We start from the raw sequence: 18,223 nt of genomic DNA, 5'->3' as shown, positions 1-18,223 counted from the left end.
GCCGCAGGCGGTGGAACCGACCTGACCTCCCTGGCCTCCGCCGCGAACTCCGCCGACGGCGTCGACGCCGTCTACGGCGCCTCCGGCTGGGGCAGTTCCAACATCTACCTGCTCATCGGCACCCCCGACGCCAACGGCGACGCCATCCCCGACATCTGGACCGCGCGCACCGACGGAACCGTACGCTTCTACGCCGGCGGCAGGACCGTCCTGTCCGGATCCGGCACCGAGATCATCGGAACGGCGAGCTACTGGAAGACCCGCATCGCCATCGGGTAAGGCACCGGGTCACGAGCGAGGGGCCGACCACGGGAAGTGTTTCCCGTGGTCGGCCCCTCGCCGGGTCCACGGGTGAAAGAGTCCGCAGGCTGAGGTTCCCCGTCGGCAACGCGTCGTGCAGTTGGTCTTGACCTGTCCACATACTGTGGGGGACCGCTCGGCCAAGGGGGTGCGCCCAGTGCCGGGGAAAATCCGAACGTGACCCGTCAGCGGCGTCGGCGGGTGTTGAGCCGGGTCGCCTGGCCTGTCAGGTGGGCGCGCTCGGCGATGTCGGGTGCCTTGTGGACCGCCTCGGTGTACAGCCGCGCCGTCACCGCGGCTTGGCGGCACATTTGCGCTGACCGTTGGTTGGGGGCGAGTTCTCACAGCTCAGTGGGTGCCGGCAGAGCTCTCCGGACACAGCGCTGTTGCCCGTTTCGTTCTCGGCCCTCTTTCAGCGCACCGGACCAGTTCTGGTACGCGGTTGCCGCGTCGGGCGGACGGTTGGTCGCAACCCCCGCGAGGGCGGTTCGGCGGTGCATGTCATTCATTACTGGCAGTCATCGTTCGCGTTGGCCGTTGGCGCGGTCAGGTGTTCGTACGGGCAGGTTCCTCACAGTCCTGCACCCGACGTAATCTCCCAGTGCTGGTTCGGTGCTGGCTTCGAAGGGTCAGACTCGGCAAGTGCGCAGGTCGCAGCTCTGATCGGATGAGTTGTCGTACCACTCGATGGTGGTGCCGATGAGGGACGCTGCGACGATGCGCTTGAGGTTGTTCGGGGCCGGTGGAGCGGTTGCGGGCGACGACATCGGCACCACTTCCTGGTGTGTGACGGGGACGTTTGCGTCGCCACACCGTAGGAATCCGCAGGTCAGGCGCACATGTGGCGGGGCACCATAGTTCGGGGGTGGGCTATGCGCGCGGCCACCATGCCGACTCATGGAAGGGCGGTTCGGGAGCCCGAGCAAGGCTGAGACGAGTGCTGTCCGGGAGGTGTGTCGGGGTGATGCGAGGGCGCGGTACCGACTCCTGTGCTGGCTTGGTGCTGGCTAAGCTGCAAGTTCGTCGTCTGACCTCGCCTAGCGGCGAGTACGTGACGTCGTAGGTGTACCAGGCGAGGTCCGAGGTGGACTCCGCCAGGCCGTCGCCGTTGCAGCGGGTGACGACCTTCTCCTTTGCGAGCCCGCCCACGGCCGGCATGGTGAAGGACTGCGGCTGCCCGGTGACCTTGGTATGGCTGTACGTGTACGCATAGGCGCCGACGACGCCCGTCGTCATCGGGTTGGCGGGGATCACCGTCTCCCGGCCGGTGGACCGGTAGCCCTCACAGGCCACCAACGACCTGGCCAAGAGCTCGGGTGACCTGGACTGCTCCGTGTCGGTCGCCGTTTCCTCCCCGGTGAGTCAGGTCCGCTGCCTCGGTTCTGCGACCGGTTCAGCGTCGCACCGGCCGGAAACGCGCACTGGCGCCGGGGCCGCCCGCCATGAGCGGACGGCGCCGGCACCCGAGTGGTCACAGTGACCGAACGGCCCCGGTGACGGATCGCGGGTGGCCACGGGGAAGCGCAGTGATCCGAGACCGGGTGACCGGACCGGTGTCCGTGCGATGCCGCCGGGCAAGTCGCTCAGGCGGCCTTCTGTCGCCGTTCCAGCTTCTCGGCCGCGGCGCGGCGCTTCCGGTCGGTTACGTCCACCGGCGTACCCGCTCCGGCACCGGGTTCGACGGCCCAGCCCCGCAGCTTGGTCACGAGCGTCCGCAGACGTTGATCGCCGGGCGGTATGTCGATGGAGAACAGAGCCTCATAAGGGCGCTTGTCGTCTCCGCCCCACCGGACGACACCGTCGCACTCGGCGAGGATGTCGCGGATCACCAGTGCTTCGTGCCGGAAGAATCCGCCACTTACGCCGGGCGGGTAGCAGCCGGACCGGATCGCGACAGCGGTGCCGGAGGCCTGGTTGCCCTCGGCCTGCTCGATCTCCACCTGGGACGGTACGCGCCAGCCGGTGACGTCACCCTCGCGGAGTGCGACGATCTCGTAGTGGAACCGGCGGATGACGTGGACGAGGACCGTCTCTACGTCGCCGATGCGCACGCCCACGCCGAAACCGGTTCCGGGCACCGGGCGCGTCCACACCGCGGAGACGTCGTTCGCCCTCTCGACGAGCGGCCAGCCGTTGCGGGACGTCGGCTGGTTCCGACCCTTTTCGGCCTCTTTCGGCGGGAGCTTCTCGGCTGCTGCGGCCTCGGTGGGCAGATACAGCAGGGGGCTGCCCAGCAGAGTGGCCGCGCCGAGGGCCGCGGCGCGTTTGACGACAGTGCGTCTCGCCATGTGGTTCGTGTCAGGATTCATGGTATTCATCCCTTTCGTGTCACAGGATCCGCGCCAGGACCATGGACGTGGTCGTCGGCAGCAGGACGACCGCCGCACCGACCCGAGGGTCACGCAGCATGGGCAGACGCGTCTTGCGGCGCACCCGCACGTCGGCCGACACTCACGGGGCCAGGAACGCCCCGACACCGGCATGGGGACGGGCAGCCGGGGCGACATGCCGTCGTTCTCCGTGGGCTCCTGGCCGGCCCGGGACGTGAGCGGGAAGTCGACGGTGAACAGCAGGAGCAGCCGTGTCGGATCAGGGCCCAGGACGCCAAGCGGAGGACTCGCGGCGACGGGGATCGTCCCGTGTCCAGCACCAAGGAGTGTGCATGTGCGTGGTGTTGTGCGTCAGCTATTGCGGCTCAGCCTGTAGTACTTCTCCAGGACCCGGTACAGGCCTATGAGTTCACGGCCGTACTGCTGGGCGTCCTCGCCGGTGCCGTTGTAGCGGGCCAGGAGCTTCTGCGAGTCGGTCTCGCTGGTGTTCAGGCCCGGTCTGGGCAGGTTGATCTGGTGAGCGTTGTAGATCGTCAGGTAGGCCGCCGTCTTGATGTTGTAGTCCGGCTCCTGGAGGCTGGTCCACACCGATCTCACGTCCGTCGGGTTGTCCTTGTCCAGGAGCGTGCCGTTGATGACGTCCTGCTGTATGCAGTGGTTCCTGGCTTCAATGGCCACCCAGGCGAAGATCTGGCCCCACCCGGTGCTGCTGTCGTCCTTCAGGCCGGCTTTGACGGCCGCGTCGGCGGCGATGTCGAGCGGATTCCACTTCCGTAACTCCCACAGCACCGGAGCCTGGATCAGGGCCTTGCGCAGCTTGAGTTCGCGTGCGAGCAAGGTGAACAGCCAGTCCATACCGACGATGAGGTCGAACGCCTTGGTGTTGGAGATGCCGCCCAGGGTCGCCCAGTCCTTGTCGGGGGTCCAGCCCTCGCCGCCGGTCTCGGGGACCCCGATGGACTCCAGGTAGGCCCGCACCTCCTGAAGCATGGCGGCGCGATAGCCCGAGTCGAAATGAACGTCGAGTCCGTCGGTGCCGGCACCGGGGTCGAAACTGTCCTGTCCGGTGTCGCGTCCGGACGCGATGTTCTTGTCGATCTCGACGGAGCCGGCTCCGGACCCGACGGTGAGCGTGACGATCTGGTCGAACGCCCAGTCCGACGGCATCGGGTAGCCGAGGTTCCCGGAGAATCCGCTGGACATGTCGGAGACGAAGCTGGCGTCGGTGTAGCCGGCGGCACTCACCCGGGAACACACGTTGCGGGGCCCGTAGATCCCGATCCGGTAGCGGGAGTTCTCCTGGAGGACCCGGTGGACGGCCCTGAAGTGGGGAAGGACGTTGGACGTCACCTCGTGGTCCAGCGCGTCGTAGTCGACGGCGAAGTAGATGCGGGTCCCGTCCTTGAAACCGTGGTGCCTGGCCCACTCGATCGCGCCGTAGGCGTCGATGGATCCCTGCGTGTAGTGGAAGTAGGACGCTGCACCGCCGAAGGTTTGGTAGATCGGGAAGCACCGCAGTCCGTACTGTGCGATCGTCTGCAGTTCACCGGGTTTGATCATCTTGTCCAGTGATGTGTTCGGAACGTTGCACAGGTAGCGGCCGACGTATGTGTATCCGGCAGCCTTGAGGGCCTCGGCCCGTGCCGGGGTGATGGTGGTGACGCAGTCGCAGGCGGTGCCAGGGCGGGACTGGTCACCGTATGAGATGAGCAGCGACGCCCAGGTGGGGAAGTCGGCTTTTCCGGTGGCGGAGAGCTTGACGAACTGCTGGAACTGGGTCACCGCCTGGGAGAGCGCGGAGGTGAAGGAGTTCCCGAATGTGACGTTCGGCCGCTGGTTGAGGATCATGGCGGCGGTGAACAGGGACACCCAGGTGCCCCCACTGCCGACCGAGAGGGTGTGCCCCTTCAGGCCGGCCTGGGTTCCGGGTCCGAAGACACCGGTGGCCACGCCGTCGGCCACGCCGAGCTCGTACTGGATCGCCAACAGCATGGACTTGGCCACTTCACGGGAGTGGTGGCCGTCGCAAGGGATGGCGAAGAAGTCCTGGCGGTGGATGTAACGCCCGTTGAGCCAGCGCTGGACGGCGCGGATTTGCTCGTCCCCAGGCTTGCCTCCGTAGCCGACGAGCACGTAGGGGTCCATATTCAGCAACCCCTTGAACACCTTTGGCGTCAGGTCGGATCCGGGGTAGACCCCGTCGACCCCCATGTCCTGCTTGAGTTTGGTGATGCCTGTCTGAACGCGGTCATTGTAGACGCCGTCGATCTCACCGCCGTCGTAGCCCTTGCAGTACATCGCGGACTGGATGATGCGGCAGAAGTTGGCGGAAGGCACCGTGCCGCGATTGAGTCGTGGGTGTTTCTCCGTCAGCAGCCGCAGGGTGGTGGGTCCGAAGTTGTTCGACAAAGAGGTGATGCCCAGCTCGTCCTGGAGTGCCCTGGTGAGGGCGTACATGGTGTTCCAGCCGGTAATGCCGTCCTCCGCGACCTTCATTCCGATCCGGTCGCCGTAGAGCTGATTGACGAATCTCTGAGCGCGCAACACAAGTTCGTCAGCCATGTCGGGTATTTCCTTCCGCGTAAGGGCAGAGACGCATGGTCAGGCGTGAGTACTCTCGGGCGGATGCCTGAGAAGACCCATTGCCGGGCCGCTGCACACGCCGTCGACTCACCGGAGGTTTCCGGAACCACGGTGGCCCGTGTGCGGGGCAGACGGGCCACCGTGCCTGACTGCTACGTGTACTCGCTCTCCCACTCGGAACAGGTGTGCACCAGTACGGAGTTGTTGTTGTAGTTGCTCGAGCAGGCACGGAAGAACACCGACTTCAGGGTCACGCCCCAGTCGCTTTCCGGGAACGATTTGTTCACATAGCGCCAGCCGGCGGCCTCTCCAGCCGTATTCCAGATCGTTCCCTCACGTACCACGGCCCCGGTGGGACTCACCTCGTCGTCGAAGAACCGCCACTGGATGACGACCGGGTACCCATCGACCATGGTGTCCCTGATCTTGAACCACTCGCCCAGCGGTGCGAAACACGCCTGGCCGTTTGCGCTTCCGTAGGTGCAGGTCCAATCAGGGTTCCCGCTCGGGCCAGCGGAATCCGTCGCCAGCTGTTTACCGTCCGCGGCGTGACCGTTGCCCGCGGCTGCCAGAACCAGCATCCCGGCAGCTGCGAGAGCCATGAGATGGGAGTGAACTCGCATAACCTCCGTGTCCTCCTTTTGATCGTCCGTTTCTGGTGGTACCGACGCCCATGATGTGCGCGCGCCCTGCGGGAAACCTTCGACGAACCTTGAATCGCCTGGCCGGAACCGATGGCGGTGACGAAGCGGGCGCCGGTGCCGCTCCGCGGGAGCGGAGTGCCGTCGGTGCCCGTCGGCACAGTGGGGAGCACGGCGTCACGATGACCGCGAACGCATCGAAGCGGGCGGTCGGTACAGTCGACGGCCTGCGGGAGCCGTTGGTCGTGTTGCTCCGGAAGAAGTTGTGCGAGCGTGTGGACACCCTGCGCACGATGCCGCCTGGGTACCCGGAGGGAGTCCAGCCGTGACTCCGTTCGCCGTCCTCGAGGCCACCGCTGTCTCCTCAGCCTGTCCCACGCCGGTCGGGGCGTGAGCTTCGCTCCTGTCCGGCAGAGGCCAACGTCGTAGACGCGTACCAGATGCGAGCCGAGAGTCTGCAGGTGGCGCAGCGCCCCCGTGACCCGGCGACGCCATCCGCTGCCACCAGCAGGCCCTCGGCCCACAACGAGCAGGCGTTGGCGCACTATCGGCAGACGGGCCACCGGGCCGGCCAGGCCAACTCGCTGAACAACGCCGACTGGATGCACATCATGCTCGGCGAGGTGGTGGTGCGCGTTGCCGAGACTGTCCCACTGAACGGGAGTTCGGCGACCGGTGCGGCGAGACCGAGATACTCGGCCACCTCGGTGACACCCATCTCGCCGTCAGCTTGGAGACCTCGATGCGGCCCGGGTGGTCTGGAGCCGCGCGCTGGATGTCGCCGACGAGATCGGCCATCCGTCCATCGACGAGCTCCGGGCCAGGATCGGCGCCCTTCCTCGCGCCGGCCTTCCAGCGGACCGCACCGGGCGGAAGCAGGGACCGCGGCTGCCCTGACCCCGAGGACCCCGTTGCGGCAGGCGTTCGCGCGACTCGGACGCTGATGAGTCCTCAAGTGTCCGCCGCGGCCCCGACCGCCCGATGAACAATTGAACCCGGGGAACCGTTTCTCGCGGCTTTCCCGTTTGCCGCGGACCCGTATCGGACGCATCGTGGGAAGCAGGGAAGAAGTCGTTGTGCGGCTGCCCGTTCGCCCACCTTCTGCTGTACGCCCCCTCCCCGCGGCACCTCACGGTCAGGTGCGGGACTGAAGAGGGAAGGAAATCACCATGCCTGATTCATGGATGCCCCTCGCCTCCAAGGTGGACCTCGGAGACCGTGCCCCGTGTGATCCCGAGGTTCCCGCAAAGGCGATCGCGCACATCACGGCTGACGAGGAGGCCACCGCCGAGGCTCCCGTGGACCTGGTCCCCTTCGCCAATCTCGTGAGCTTCTTCACCGGCAGCGGGAAAGGCCTGGCCCCGCACATCCTCTGGGACCCCTTCACCGGGGCGTTCTCCCAGTTCTTCCCCGCCACCTCCCGCAGCAAAGGCGTGTTCGACGCGACCGGTGGTGTCCGTCCCAACCGGGACGGCAAGGTCGTCATCCAGGTCGAGGCCCTGTTCTTCCCGCACTGCCGCGTCGGTGACACGGTGTTCGCGAGGCTGGTCGACACTCCTTGCGTCGGCTGGGGCGAACTCCACGCATGGATCAACTCCTGGGACGTACCGGATGTCTGGCCCATGGGCCGTCCGACTTCCCTGTCCCGCAACACATGTCCGACCGACAAATGGAGGTCGCGGGGCGGGTGGTACGCCCACGCCCATGTCCCGGAGAACAACCACGTCGACCCCGGTTCCTGGCCGCCGTTCGTGCCGCCCGGCCCGCCCCCTGCCGGGCGGTTCGAGCCGTTCCCCGGCGCGTCGTTCTTCCACCCGGGACGCAAGTCTCCGATCATCGCGGCGATGCACCACCGGCTCGTCGCCGAGGACTGCGACCGCTACACCTCCAGCACCGGCATCGACGTGTGGGGACCGGGCGATGAGAGGTCCTACACCGCCTGGCAGCAGAAGCTGGATCTCGAGGGCAGCGCCGCCGACGGCATCCCCGGCCGGTTCAGCTGGGACAGGCTGAGGGTCCCCCGTGTCTGAGTCTTCCCGTCCGGCACGGAGCCCGTGACGGCGACAGCACAGGGGCGTGACATCCGTCGACGCCCCTGTGCGAGCGCGTGTTGCCGCGTTTGCGGACGGCCCCCGTGGGGCGCATGGTGGAAGTAGGGGGAGCATGAAGGCGGGCGATGTGCCGCCGCCTTGGGGAAGGTGCGCGGCTCCCGGGCAGGTGCCCTCCCGCGGCGATCAGCAGGCGCGCACCCGTACGAGCCTCCAGAAGCCCGAGGGAGGCGTGATGGCGGCTGTCTCCAGCGTGCGCTTCGGCAAGCGCGACGATGACGTCAAGGCCACTCGAGCGGCGCTGACGGCAGCGGGGGTGAGTATTCCCGCGGGGCCACCGGCGTTCTTCGGCGAGCAGAAGAGACCGGCCCGGAACCTGTCGACTCTCATCTCTCACGAGTCGTCCTTCACGCCGAACGCCGTGTATCGGGACGGCGGGAACGTAGGCGGCGATCGATCGCATCCGGCGCCGGTACGGCGACATCTCGCGTGTTCAGCAGCCGGATCCGCGTGGTGATCCGGCCCCTCGCGGAAAGGAGAAGAGGTTATGCCCGCGCAAGTACCATTTCCAGGAGTCGCGTTCTTCCACAAGGGACAACGCAGTCCCGTGATCACCGCTATGGGCAAACGCCTGGTGGCGGAAGGGTGCGGAAAGTACCGGACAGGTCCTGGTCCCGAGTGGACCGATGTCGACCAACAGTCGTTCGCCGCATGGCAGCGCAAGCTCAGGTTCGAAGGGGTCGACGCCGACGGCATTCCCGGCAGGGTCTCTTGGGACGAACTCCACGTCCCGGCGGGCACGACCCCCGGTGGCCGCGTCACATCTCCGGTACCGGGACACGGCGTCACGACCCCCCACAACAAGAAGGGGCCTCAGTGGATCCTGGGCCGTCACACCGGCGCCGACTACGCCGCTCCAAAGGGAGCGGAATGCGTCGCGGTGCTCAGCGGTTCCATAGCCCGCAACGGGAAGGACGGCAGTTTCGGCGAATTCCTCGTGCTGCGCGCCGGAGGATTCGACTTCTACTACTGCCACCTTTCCGAGAAAACGGTGGGAGGGGGTTCCGTGAGGGCCGGCCAGAAGATAGGAGAAGTCGGCTCCACCGGGCACGCCACCGGCCCTCACCTCCACTTCGAGAAGCGCCCGGCCCATGGCGGGTTCGGATCCGACGTGCCCCCCAAGTGGTAGCCGGACACGGCGATGTGGCGGCGCTGCCGGCCCTCGACGGATCGACCGACGTGATGACGACACGTCGCATCCGGTTCGCCGAGGGCCGCGACGGCCGGCCTCTCGTCACCTGACGGTGCTCCACCTGCCGAGATCGTCGACGGTGCTGGACCGGCCGCGGAGCGGGACCGGATTCGCCGCATCCCTCCTTTCCGGCTTGCACCGACTCGTTCGCGAGGGCGCGTAACCGCCGTCCCGTCGTGACGGGTCCGTCGGCGCACGCCGCAGAGCAGGTCGGTCGGCACACTGAGCGGGCATGACGGCGACCTCGGTCCGACCCGATGACGACCAGTCGGCGCCCGCCCGCCGGAGTCGGCGTCCAGTAGCGTGAACGATGCCGCACACGACGTCACTTGCGGCTCATGTCGGCTGCCCGGAATCATGGACGCATGTCGCCCGGTGCCGCCTTCTTCGATGTCGCCTCGGTCCTCCGGGAGGTGAAGATGATCCGGGCGGAAGGACTGGTCCGGATCCGCGACCTCTCCCTGCCTCTGCTGCGCCGGGCGGCCGCCGCGCGCTCCGCCGCCGTCACCGACGCCTGGCCCGTCGAGGTCGAGAACCTCCTGCGCACAGCGGTGTCCCGGCTGGGCGGGGGAGACCTGCAGGAAGCGGCCTCACTCACGCTCGGGCTGGCCCCCGGGATGCGTGACCGGCCGGCGGCAGACCGCCGCAGACTCTCCGCCAAGGTCTACAGCGTCAGCGTGGAACGCTTCCGGAAGAGCCACGAGGAGATGGTCCTCGGGCAGATCGCCGAGCAGATCTGCTGGCTCGCCGGGACACGCGCACGCGGCGCCGACCACTCACATGTCCCCCTGCTCGCACCGCACTTGCAGCACCGTGCGCTGCGCATCGGTCCGGTGTCGCTGACCCTGCACGTGCACCCCGTCGAACTCCTCCGGGACGTCGACGTGATCGTCTCGCCGCTCAACACCCACCTGAGCCTGCCCGAGATGTACAAGGCGTCCGTGCCCGCCGCGCTGCGCCGCGCGGGTGCCGTGCGCGACGCCACCGGCGACGTGATCGCCGACCCGGTCCACGACGAACTGCTCGACTGGCGTGCCGGCAACGGTCTGCGCGGCCGTCCCGTCCTGCCCGGGACGGTGGCGCCGACCGGACCGGGCGCCCTCGCGGCACAGGGAGTCCGCCGTATCTACCACGCGGCCGTCACCGTCCCCCGGCCCGGCACGAACGACTACGACGTCACCCCGCAGGACGTCACCGCCGCAGCCGCCCGCGCGCTCGCCCTGATGGACGAGGAACGGGAGGGCTTCGCACCGCCGTTGCGGTCGGTCTGCTTCCCGCTCCTCGGCGCGGGCCGTGGCGGCCTGCCGCCGCAGACCAGCGTGAGCGCGCTGTGGGCGGCGCTCGCGTCCGGCACGGCCCGGGACCGGGATGTCCACCTGGTCGTCCGCAGGCCGTCCCTCGCCGACCTGATCACCGACGTGCTCGGCGCGCGCCGACCGCACCCCGCGGGCGACGGACTACCCGAGAACAAGGAGACATGGCACAGGTGCGTGTGAACCCCTTCAAGGTGCTCGCCGCGTGCGCGGCGCAGTGGAACAGCTACCGGATCCTGCTCGGCCCCGCCGCGACACGGGTACTCGGACAGCGGCTCGCCGAACTGCGTACGGCCGGCGGCGACCGGGACGCGGCCGCCGACCGCGCGGCACGGACCCTCCTCGACGCCCTGCCGCCCGACGCCGCCGCCGCGCTGCGGGAGGACGGCGCCCAGGCCCGGTTCACGGGACCGCCCTCGACAGTGCTGCACCAGGGGTACGGCGTGCAGGACCTGTGCATGATCGTCCTCGACGGCAACCCGATGGTCGGCCCGGTCTACGGCCCTGTACGCGAACGCCTGCTGTCCGAACCGGCGGCGCCGTGGCACGAGGGCGGCGACCCGCTGCTGATCGTGCTCTCCGGCGACGACGGGCGCAGACGTGTCCCGCTGTTCCAGTTCGAGGCCGGCACCATGCCCTGGCAGGCCGTCCTCGACGTCAACTCCGTGCTGCGCGCCGACCTCGACCCGTGGGGCGCGGCGGACTGGTGGCTGTCCACCGGCACGTGGTGGCAGGGCACCCCGGCCACCCTCCTGGGGCAGGGCCGCGACGCCGAACTGTGCGGCGCCGCACACGCCCTGGTGGGCACGGACACGGGGGAGTAGCCGATGCCCAAGTACCCGCCCCCCGACGCACTTCCCGGCGAGCCGGCCCGCGCAGTGCTGCCCGCCGGCACGCCCCTGTACCGGGTGCACACCACCCACCGGGATCCGGTCGCGTACAACTCCCGCCCCTCGCACGCCTTCTACTTCGGCGGTCGCTTCGACGGCACCCCGTACGACCGCTACGGCTATCTGTACGCGGGGTTCAGTCCCGGCGCCGCCGTGTGCGAGGTGCTGCTGCGCTCGCTGGCCTTCCCCGGTGACGGCGGCCCGCGGCTGCTGCCCCGGGCGGCGTTCGAGCGGCGCAGCCTGTCCTTCCTGCGGCTGGCCGAGGACACGGAGGTCGTCTCCCTGATGTCCGCGTCCGATCTGGCCGCGCTCGCACAGGACCCCTGGCTCGTCCACGCCGAGGGCGCCGACTATCCGCAGACCCGCGACTGGGGCCACTGGATCCGCACCCACACCAAGTCCTGGGCGCAGGGCTTCGTCTGGCCCTCCAAGCGGGACCCCGCCGACCGGGTCGCCATCCTCTTCGACGACCGCGGCCGGGCACCGGCGCTGGAACCGGCCGGCGCCCCGCCCGTCGACTTCGGCACGGAGGAGGGCGAGCGCTGGCTCAACGGCGTACTCACGCCGTACCTGGCGCGGACCGCGCCGCACATGCCCGGAAGGGAGTTCTGAGGTGCCGTACCCGCCCTACGACCTGCAGGCGCTGATGTACGAGCTGAAGGAGGCGGCCGGCGGGGGCATGGTCGACGCCCGGGACCTGAGCCGGCTGACCACGCTCGTGCTCGACCGCCTGGGCTGTACGACGGGCGGCGAGGCCTTCGACCGGCTGTACGCGGACTGGCGCGAACTGCCGCGAAGCACCGTGATGTCGGGGCTGCGGGCCGGCCACATCCTCGCCGTACTGCCGATGCTGCGGTTCGACCAGACCATCTCCGACCCGCGAAGGGAGGAGGAACTGCGTCGGGAGGCCACGGAGTTCGGCCCCGCCGGGGACACCTGGCAGGGCACGATCGCCACCGTGAGCGCCTCGTCCGGGTTGCAGCAGATGGACGACCCGGCCCAACTGGAGTCCGAGATCGCCCGGTTGGAGGAGGCGCGTGCCCTGCTCCCTCCCGGCAGCCTTCAGCGCGAGGTCCTCGAGTACCACCACGCCGGACTGCGTGTCCATCTCGCCCAGCTCACCGGAGGGGAGGACGACTTCGACTCGGCCGTCGAGGACCTGGCCCGGTTCTCCGACTCGGCCCTCTTCACCGACGAACAACGTCTCGCCGGGGCGGGCCAGCTCGCCATGTTCCGTACCCACCAGGCCGTGCGCCGCGAGGACGAGGACGCGCTGACCGAACAGATCCGCGCGCTCGAGTCGGTACTGGACCGGTTCCCGCCCGGCCACATGGACCGTCTGAGTCTCGAGGCCCATCTCGCCAATGCCGCGACGGCACTCGAACTCCTCCGCGCCCGCCGCACCGGACGCATGCCCGGCGCGGACACACACCCCGCTCCCGCCTCCCCCGAGGCGGTACGGCGGCAGATCGCGGACCTGCCGCGCGACGCACGGATCGACCGGCTCACCGCCCTGGGCGGCACCCGCGTCAGCCAGGCCATGATGGCCAGGGACTATCAAGGCGCCCTGGACGCGCAGCACATGCTGGAGGACGCCCTCGACCTGCTCGACGACCCCGACGACGTGCGCTGGATCCGCTCCGCCTTCACCCTCGGCACGAGCCACTGCAGCCTCGCCGTCTGGTCCGTCGCCCCGCACCGGGACCGGTTCCGCCACCTGGACCAGGGCATCGCCTGGCTCCGGCACGCCTGGCGGCTGGCCGCCGGCCCGGAGCACCCGAGCTGGGGATACACGGGGTCGGTCCTCGCCGACGCCCACCGGTTCAGCGGAGACGCCGCCCACCTGTACGACCCGTCGATGAAGCGGCCCCACCACGACGAGGCCCGGCGCATCGGCCTGGAGTCCCTCAAGGCGGCGGCCTGGACGGTCCTGCTGCAGTCCGGTACGGCGCACGCCGCCGAGACCGCCCGGCGCGCCGGTGAGGAGGCCGTCTCGGTGGCCCGCTGGTGCCTGGCCGACGGAGCCCACGCGGACGCCGTCCGCGCCCTGGACGCCGGACGCGGACTCGCCCTGCACGCGGCGACCGTGGCCGCCACCGTGCCCGGCATGCTGAACGCCCTCGGACAGGACGACCTCGCCGACGAATGGCGCCGGGCGGGCACCGTGCCGGCCGCCGGACCGGAGGGCGACCTGACCGGCGCCCCGCCACCGTCCGGCGGGCCCGGCAGCCGGCTGCGCCGTCGGGTACTGCGGGCGCTCGCGGCCTCCCCGCTGCGCCGGCGGCTGCTGGACGCCCCGTCGACCGAGGAGATCGCCGGCGCCCTGCGCGCCCTGGGCACCACGGCACTCGTCTACCTGCTGCCCGCCGCCGAGGAGCAGCCCGGCCTGAAGGACCGGCTCTTCTTCGGACGGCGGCCCGAGCCCGGCAGGGCCCTCGTCATCACCGCCGATGGCGCCACCCGCGTCGTCGACCTGCCCCGGCTCTCCGTGTCCGCGGGCCCGTTGGCCGCCTACCGGGCCGCCGGTACCCCCGGCCGCGACGCCGGCGGACCGCCCCTGCCGCACACCCCGTCCGGCCCCGCGGCCCGTACGGACGACAGCCGCGCCGCGCTGGAGCGGCTGTGCGACTGGGCGGGCGAGACGGTGATGGAGGAACTGCTCCGCGAACTCCCCCGCGGATACGGCCGTGCCCCGTCCGTCGTCCTCGTCCCCATGGGCGAACTGGGGGCCGTGCCGTGGCACGCGGCACGACTGCCCCGAGGACGCAGGGCCTGTCAGCTCGCCGACATCTCCTACCTGCCCTCCGCCCGGCTGCTGTGCGAGCTGGCCGCGCGGCCCGCCGCCCCGACCGGGCAGGTGCTCGTCGTCGGCAACCCCACCCGTGACCTCCACCACGCGGGAGAGGAGGCCGAGGCGATCCACCGCGCCTTCCACCCCGACGGCGAACTGCTCGGCCCCGGAACCGCCACCCCCGCCGCCGTCACCGACTGGCTGGGCCGGCAGCGCGGCGGCCTGCTCCACCTCGCCTGTCACGGCGTGGTACGCCACGGCGAACGGCACAGCGCCCATCTCGCCCTGTCCGGCGGCGATCTGGCCGCCGAGGTGCTCACCGAGGGGACCGCCCGCTACCGCCACCTGAACCTGGTGATCCTCGCCGCCTGCCGGACCAATGTGTCCGGACACGGCTACGACGAGGCGTACAGCCTGTCCACGGCGTTCCTCGTCGCCGGCGCGCGTTCGGTCATCGGGTCGTTGTGGCCGGTGCCCGACGAGGCCACCTCGCTGCTGATGTACATGACCCACCACTACATGCGGCGGGACGGGCTGCCGCCCGGGCAGGCGCTGCGCAGCGCCCAGCTGTGGATGCTCGACGACACGCGCACGCCCCCGCCCGGCATGCCCGCCCACCTCGCGGCGCGCGTCGGACGGATCCGGGGCGACGACCTGACGGCCTGGGCGGGCTTCACCCACCTGGGCCGGTGAGCCCGCCCGGGGCCGGCTCAGGGCACCTCGGTCCGTAGACGAACCTGGGCCGTGCCCCAGCGGCCCGGGCCCTGCGGAGGGCCGCCCGCGTCCCGGCCGCCCGGCGGCGCGGTCAGCCTCAGCAGACCGTCGGCGGCGGTCCCCGGCGCGCCGCCGGTCCGCGGGGCCGAGGAGACGGGGGACCACGGATCCAGGACGAACGGCGCGGTGTTGAGCTCGGTCTCCGCCACGATCACCTTCAGCCAGTCCCGGGTGAACGCCCCCGGCACCACCGCACGCCCCGGCGGGAGATACAGCCACACCGGCTGACCGCGCCGGGCCCGGCCCGTGTGTCCCGCGCCGACGAAGTCGCCGTCGTACAGGCCCACGGAGGAGGCGTGGCTGTCGGTCAGATCGAGCAGGACGCACCACAGGGGACGGTCGGAGTCGTTGTGGACGCCCACCATCACCTGCGGTGGCCGGCGGTCGGCGGTGTAGGAGCAGATGATCTCCCCGTCGGCGGAGTGCCGCACCGAGCCGACCTCCGTGGACTCCACCGTGATCCGCACGAGGGACGACAGCCAGGGGTCAGGATTGACGAGGTCGCGCAGCTGCTGCCAGCGCGCGAGATGCGTCAGGCAGTCGATGACGCGGTCCGCGTCGGCGGGAGAGCGCACCGGCAGCGGCGGCAGTTCCCGGCCGGCCCCGCCCGACACCCGCGCCAGGCCCGGGCCCGCGTCCACCCGCAGGGGCACGCTGCCGGTGGCGGTCGCGGCCGTCGACAGCATGGGCGCGCCGGCGACGGCCGCCTCGATCAGGCGTACGACGCCGGGGTCGCCCGTGAGCGTCACGGCCGCCGGCGGGAAAGCCAGCGCCGACGGCGTCACCCCGAACACCGCGTCCCGGTCGCCGGGTTGTGGACGCCAGCCCACCGGGTCCACCAGAGCCGACTCCGTCCGGACCTCCCGCACGACGACCGTCCTCGGGGTGCCGTCGCCGTCGAGCAGCGTGAACTCCGCGCCCGCCGCGCGCAGGCCGTGTGCCGCACCGCAGTCGACCTCCCAGCCCGCCGCCGTGTGCCGCAGCAGGAAGGGGGAGCCCGGCACCCGGTCGCCGGACAGGAAGAGCCGGTCCTCGCCGCCGCGCAGCTCGGGGTGCTGCAGGGAGGTGAGCCGGCGCACGCGTTCCCCGGCGAGCGCGTGCAGGCCGCCGTACGTGGCCGAGGGGCCCAGCTTGCCGAGCGCCTCCAGCAGCGCATGACTGAAGTAGCCGCGCGTCTGCCCGTCGAGGACGTTCTCGTGGGCGCGCTCCTGCGGCCGGCAGGCGGCGAGCAGGGTGTGCCGGCGCGGCAGCGGCCCCTGGCTCCCGCCGTCCCGTCCCCCGGGCGCCGTCCGCGACCACCAGGGGCGCCAGGGCACGGCACGCACGGTCGCACCGGTCCGGGTGGCGCCGCCCGAGTGGCAGCAGTCGAGCACGGCCACCACATGTGCCCCGCGCGCGGCGATACCGTCCAGCAGAGCGCCGAGTTCGGTGTCCCACAGCGGCGGGCGGCCGTCGCCGAGACTGTCGTGGCACACCAGCGCCTGCGACCGGCCGGTGCCCTCCCACGGCGCGTCGGTGGGCTCCTCGGTGCCGTGACCGCTGAACCACAGCAGCGCGGTGTCGCCCGGCCCGCTGCGTCCGAGATGCTGCTCGATGCCGGCCCGCACGGCGGCCAGGGTGGCGTCGCCGTCGTGCAACCGCCGGATGTCGGAGGCGACATGGCCCTGCCGCCGCAGCCATGCCTCCGCCTCCCGCACGTCGTTCACGCACCCCCGCAGCGGTGCCCCGGGGTAGTCGTCGATGCCCACGAACAGGGCGTTCAAGGTCCGCATGCGGTGATCCTTTCAGGGGCCGCCGGGCACGCGCGGGGCGGATCCGGGGCGGATGCGGGGCTTCTTGGCGTATTCCCATGACCAGTCGGCCGCGGAGCAGTTGACTTGGCCGGAGCAACATCGACAACTCCGGGAAGGACAGCAGCGTGAGTTTCGGGGGACACAACCCGTACCAGCCGCCGGGGGCACCGTACGGCAACCCCTACCAGCCGCCGTCGAGCGGCAACCCGTACACGACACCGCCCGCGCCGAGCGGCAACCCGTACGTAGCACCGCCGGGGACACCGCCGGGGGTTCCGTACGTCCCGCCGCAGCCCGATCCGTACGGCCCGTACGGCCCATACGGTCCGCGTCCGCCGCACACCTCCCTGTGGCGGCGGATGCGCGACGACGAGTGGCCGACCCTCGGCGAGGTGCTGCGCGGCGGGCGGCAGCGCGTCCACGGCTGTGTGTGGGCCCTGCTGCTGTTGCCGTGTCTGTGGGGGCTGACCCTGCCCCTGCTCGGGTGGTACGCGCTGGCCCGTTCGGCCCGCAGCCGGGCGCGGCGGCTCTTCCCCGCGCGTGGCCACCGCCGTCTCGAGGACCCGGAGGTGGCACGGGTACAGAGGGCGCGTGCCTGGACCGCCGCCGTCATGTCCCTCCTCATCCTGATCGCCTACGGCAAGCCGGAGGACATGACCCAGGCCCAGGAGCAGTACTGGCTGCGCCTGGTGATCACGCCCTGGCTGCTGCTGCTCAGCGCGCCGGTGGTGGTGGCGGTGCTGCTGCGCTGGGCGCCGCCGCACGCGCGCACGGTCATGCGGCAGCGGCTGCGCGCCGCCGGGCGGTCGGCACTGTGGTACTTCGGGGCGTTCGGCCTGGTACCGGTGCTCGCCGGGCTGGGCGGCTGGACGGCCTTCGCGCTCACGGACGGGACGTCCGCCGGCGCGACACGGATCTTCCTGGTGCCCCTGCTCTCCTTCGCGGCGTTCGTCCCGATGGTCTGGGTGCTGCTGTTCGTGCTGTTCGCCACCGGGCCCGCCGTCCGCAGCGCCTTCAACACCGCGGAGGTGCACGCCGCCCTGCCCGCGCTGCTCACCGGCGTGCTCGTCTGGGAGTTCGCGGTCATCGGCCTGATCGCGGGCGGGCCTCCGCCCGGACCGCCGGTGATCCAGCTGTGCGCCCTGCTCGGCGGCCCGGCCACCGTAACGGCGGTGGCCTGGTGGGAGATCCACCGGCTGCGCACCCGGTACGGCGTGGTCCTGCGCCCCTGACCGACGGGGCCCGCCCACCGGTCCGGTGCGCGACAGGGCGTCTGTGGCGGGTGGCCGCCTACCTGCTCGGCGTGTGACGGGGTGTTTGGGGCGTGTGGTTCGTGCGGGTCGGGGCGTATCCACCGGTTGGGTGGGCGGCGGGGTGTCTGTGGCGGGGCCGGCCCACCTGGTCGGCGTGTGACGGGGTGTTTGGGGCGTGTGGTTCGTGCGGGTCGGGGCGTATCCACCGGTTGGGTGGGCGGCGGGGTGTCTGTGGCGGGGGCCGGCCCACCTGGT

General features: G+C 70.7%; 14 protein-coding genes and 2 pseudogenes. 9 read left to right on the top strand and 7 right to left on the bottom strand.

The window, feature by feature from the left end; genetic code table 11:
- Nucleotides 1-279, top strand: a pseudogene (locus tag ACGFR9_RS30285) (hypothetical protein); the annotation flags it as partial.
- 206 nt (nt 280-485) lie between these two features.
- On the opposite strand, the gene ACGFR9_RS30280 reads toward ACGFR9_RS30285, so the two are convergent.
- The 6 genes from ACGFR9_RS30280 to ACGFR9_RS30255 form a co-directional block, all read right to left on the bottom strand.
- Nucleotides 486-611 carry a hypothetical protein gene (locus tag ACGFR9_RS30280; RefSeq protein ID WP_393214688.1) on the bottom strand — a complete coding sequence of 42 codons (126 nt, stop codon included), beginning with the start codon at nt 609-611 and terminating at the stop codon, nt 486-488.
- 559 nt (nt 612-1,170) lie between these two features.
- On the bottom strand, nt 1,171-1,608 hold the full coding sequence (locus ACGFR9_RS30275) for a hypothetical protein (protein WP_393214685.1): 438 nt from the start codon (nt 1,606-1,608) through the stop codon (nt 1,171-1,173).
- A 275-nt stretch (nt 1,609-1,883) separates the two neighbouring features.
- Complete coding sequence (locus tag ACGFR9_RS30270) at nt 1,884-2,588, bottom strand: hypothetical protein (RefSeq protein WP_393214682.1); 705 nt, start codon at nt 2,586-2,588, stop codon at nt 1,884-1,886.
- Nucleotides 2,589-2,628: 40 nt separating this feature from the next.
- Nucleotides 2,629-2,751 (bottom strand): hypothetical protein, encoded by a 123-nt coding sequence (locus ACGFR9_RS30265; RefSeq protein ID WP_393214679.1) that lies wholly within the window; start codon nt 2,749-2,751, stop codon nt 2,629-2,631.
- Between the two features lie 230 nt (nt 2,752-2,981).
- Nucleotides 2,982-5,192: a glycoside hydrolase domain-containing protein gene (locus ACGFR9_RS30260; RefSeq protein ID WP_393214676.1), complete on the bottom strand. Its 2,211-nt coding sequence runs from the start codon at nt 5,190-5,192 to the stop codon at nt 2,982-2,984.
- A 173-nt stretch (nt 5,193-5,365) separates the two neighbouring features.
- The gene (locus tag ACGFR9_RS30255) at nt 5,366-5,815 is read right to left on the bottom strand and encodes a hypothetical protein (protein ID WP_393214673.1); all 450 of its coding nucleotides are present in this window, start codon (nt 5,813-5,815) and stop codon (nt 5,366-5,368) included.
- A 1,208-nt stretch (nt 5,816-7,023) separates the two neighbouring features.
- Here ACGFR9_RS30255 and ACGFR9_RS30250 point away from each other — a divergent pair.
- From ACGFR9_RS30250 to ACGFR9_RS30220, 7 genes and pseudogenes are all read left to right on the top strand, one after another.
- Nucleotides 7,024-7,884: a peptidoglycan-binding protein gene (locus ACGFR9_RS30250; RefSeq protein WP_393214670.1), complete on the top strand. Its 861-nt coding sequence runs from the start codon at nt 7,024-7,026 to the stop codon at nt 7,882-7,884.
- Between the two features lie 568 nt (nt 7,885-8,452).
- Nucleotides 8,453-8,695 (top strand): annotated as a pseudogene (locus ACGFR9_RS30245) (peptidoglycan-binding protein); the annotation flags it as partial.
- 87 nt (nt 8,696-8,782) lie between these two features.
- Complete coding sequence (locus ACGFR9_RS30240; protein ID WP_393214716.1) at nt 8,783-9,091, top strand: M23 family metallopeptidase; 309 nt, start codon at nt 8,783-8,785, stop codon at nt 9,089-9,091.
- Nucleotides 9,092-9,519: 428 nt separating this feature from the next.
- On the top strand, nt 9,520-10,650 hold the full coding sequence (locus ACGFR9_RS30235) for a hypothetical protein (protein ID WP_393214667.1): 1,131 nt from the start codon (nt 9,520-9,522) through the stop codon (nt 10,648-10,650).
- Nucleotides 10,632-11,291, top strand: a complete 660-nt coding sequence (locus ACGFR9_RS30230; protein WP_393214665.1) for a hypothetical protein — start codon at nt 10,632-10,634, stop codon at nt 11,289-11,291. Before ACGFR9_RS30235 ends, ACGFR9_RS30230 begins: the two co-directional genes overlap by 19 nt.
- A gap of 3 nt (nt 11,292-11,294) precedes the next feature.
- On the top strand, nt 11,295-11,969 hold the full coding sequence (locus ACGFR9_RS30225) for an RES family NAD+ phosphorylase (RefSeq protein WP_393214663.1): 675 nt from the start codon (nt 11,295-11,297) through the stop codon (nt 11,967-11,969).
- A gap of 1 nt (nt 11,970) precedes the next feature.
- Nucleotides 11,971-14,841: a CHAT domain-containing protein gene (locus tag ACGFR9_RS30220; protein WP_393214660.1), complete on the top strand. Its 2,871-nt coding sequence runs from the start codon at nt 11,971-11,973 to the stop codon at nt 14,839-14,841.
- 17 nt (nt 14,842-14,858) lie between these two features.
- Here the strand turns inward: ACGFR9_RS30220 and ACGFR9_RS30215 are convergent, their stop codons facing one another.
- Nucleotides 14,859-16,694: a caspase domain-containing protein gene (locus tag ACGFR9_RS30215; RefSeq protein WP_393214657.1), complete on the bottom strand. Its 1,836-nt coding sequence runs from the start codon at nt 16,692-16,694 to the stop codon at nt 14,859-14,861.
- Nucleotides 16,695-16,840: 146 nt separating this feature from the next.
- Here ACGFR9_RS30215 and ACGFR9_RS30210 point away from each other — a divergent pair, with 146 nt between their 5' ends.
- Nucleotides 16,841-17,947: a hypothetical protein gene (locus ACGFR9_RS30210; protein WP_393214654.1), complete on the top strand. Its 1,107-nt coding sequence runs from the start codon at nt 16,841-16,843 to the stop codon at nt 17,945-17,947.
- The last annotated feature ends 276 nt before the right edge of the window (nt 17,948-18,223 follow it).

Source organism: Streptomyces sp. NPDC048584, assembly GCF_043199595.1.
Lineage (GTDB): Bacteria > Actinomycetota > Actinomycetes > Streptomycetales > Streptomycetaceae > Streptomyces > Streptomyces edwardsiae.
The sequence above is the reverse complement of the archived record's forward strand: the minus strand, read 5'-3'. Positions and strand labels throughout refer to the sequence as shown.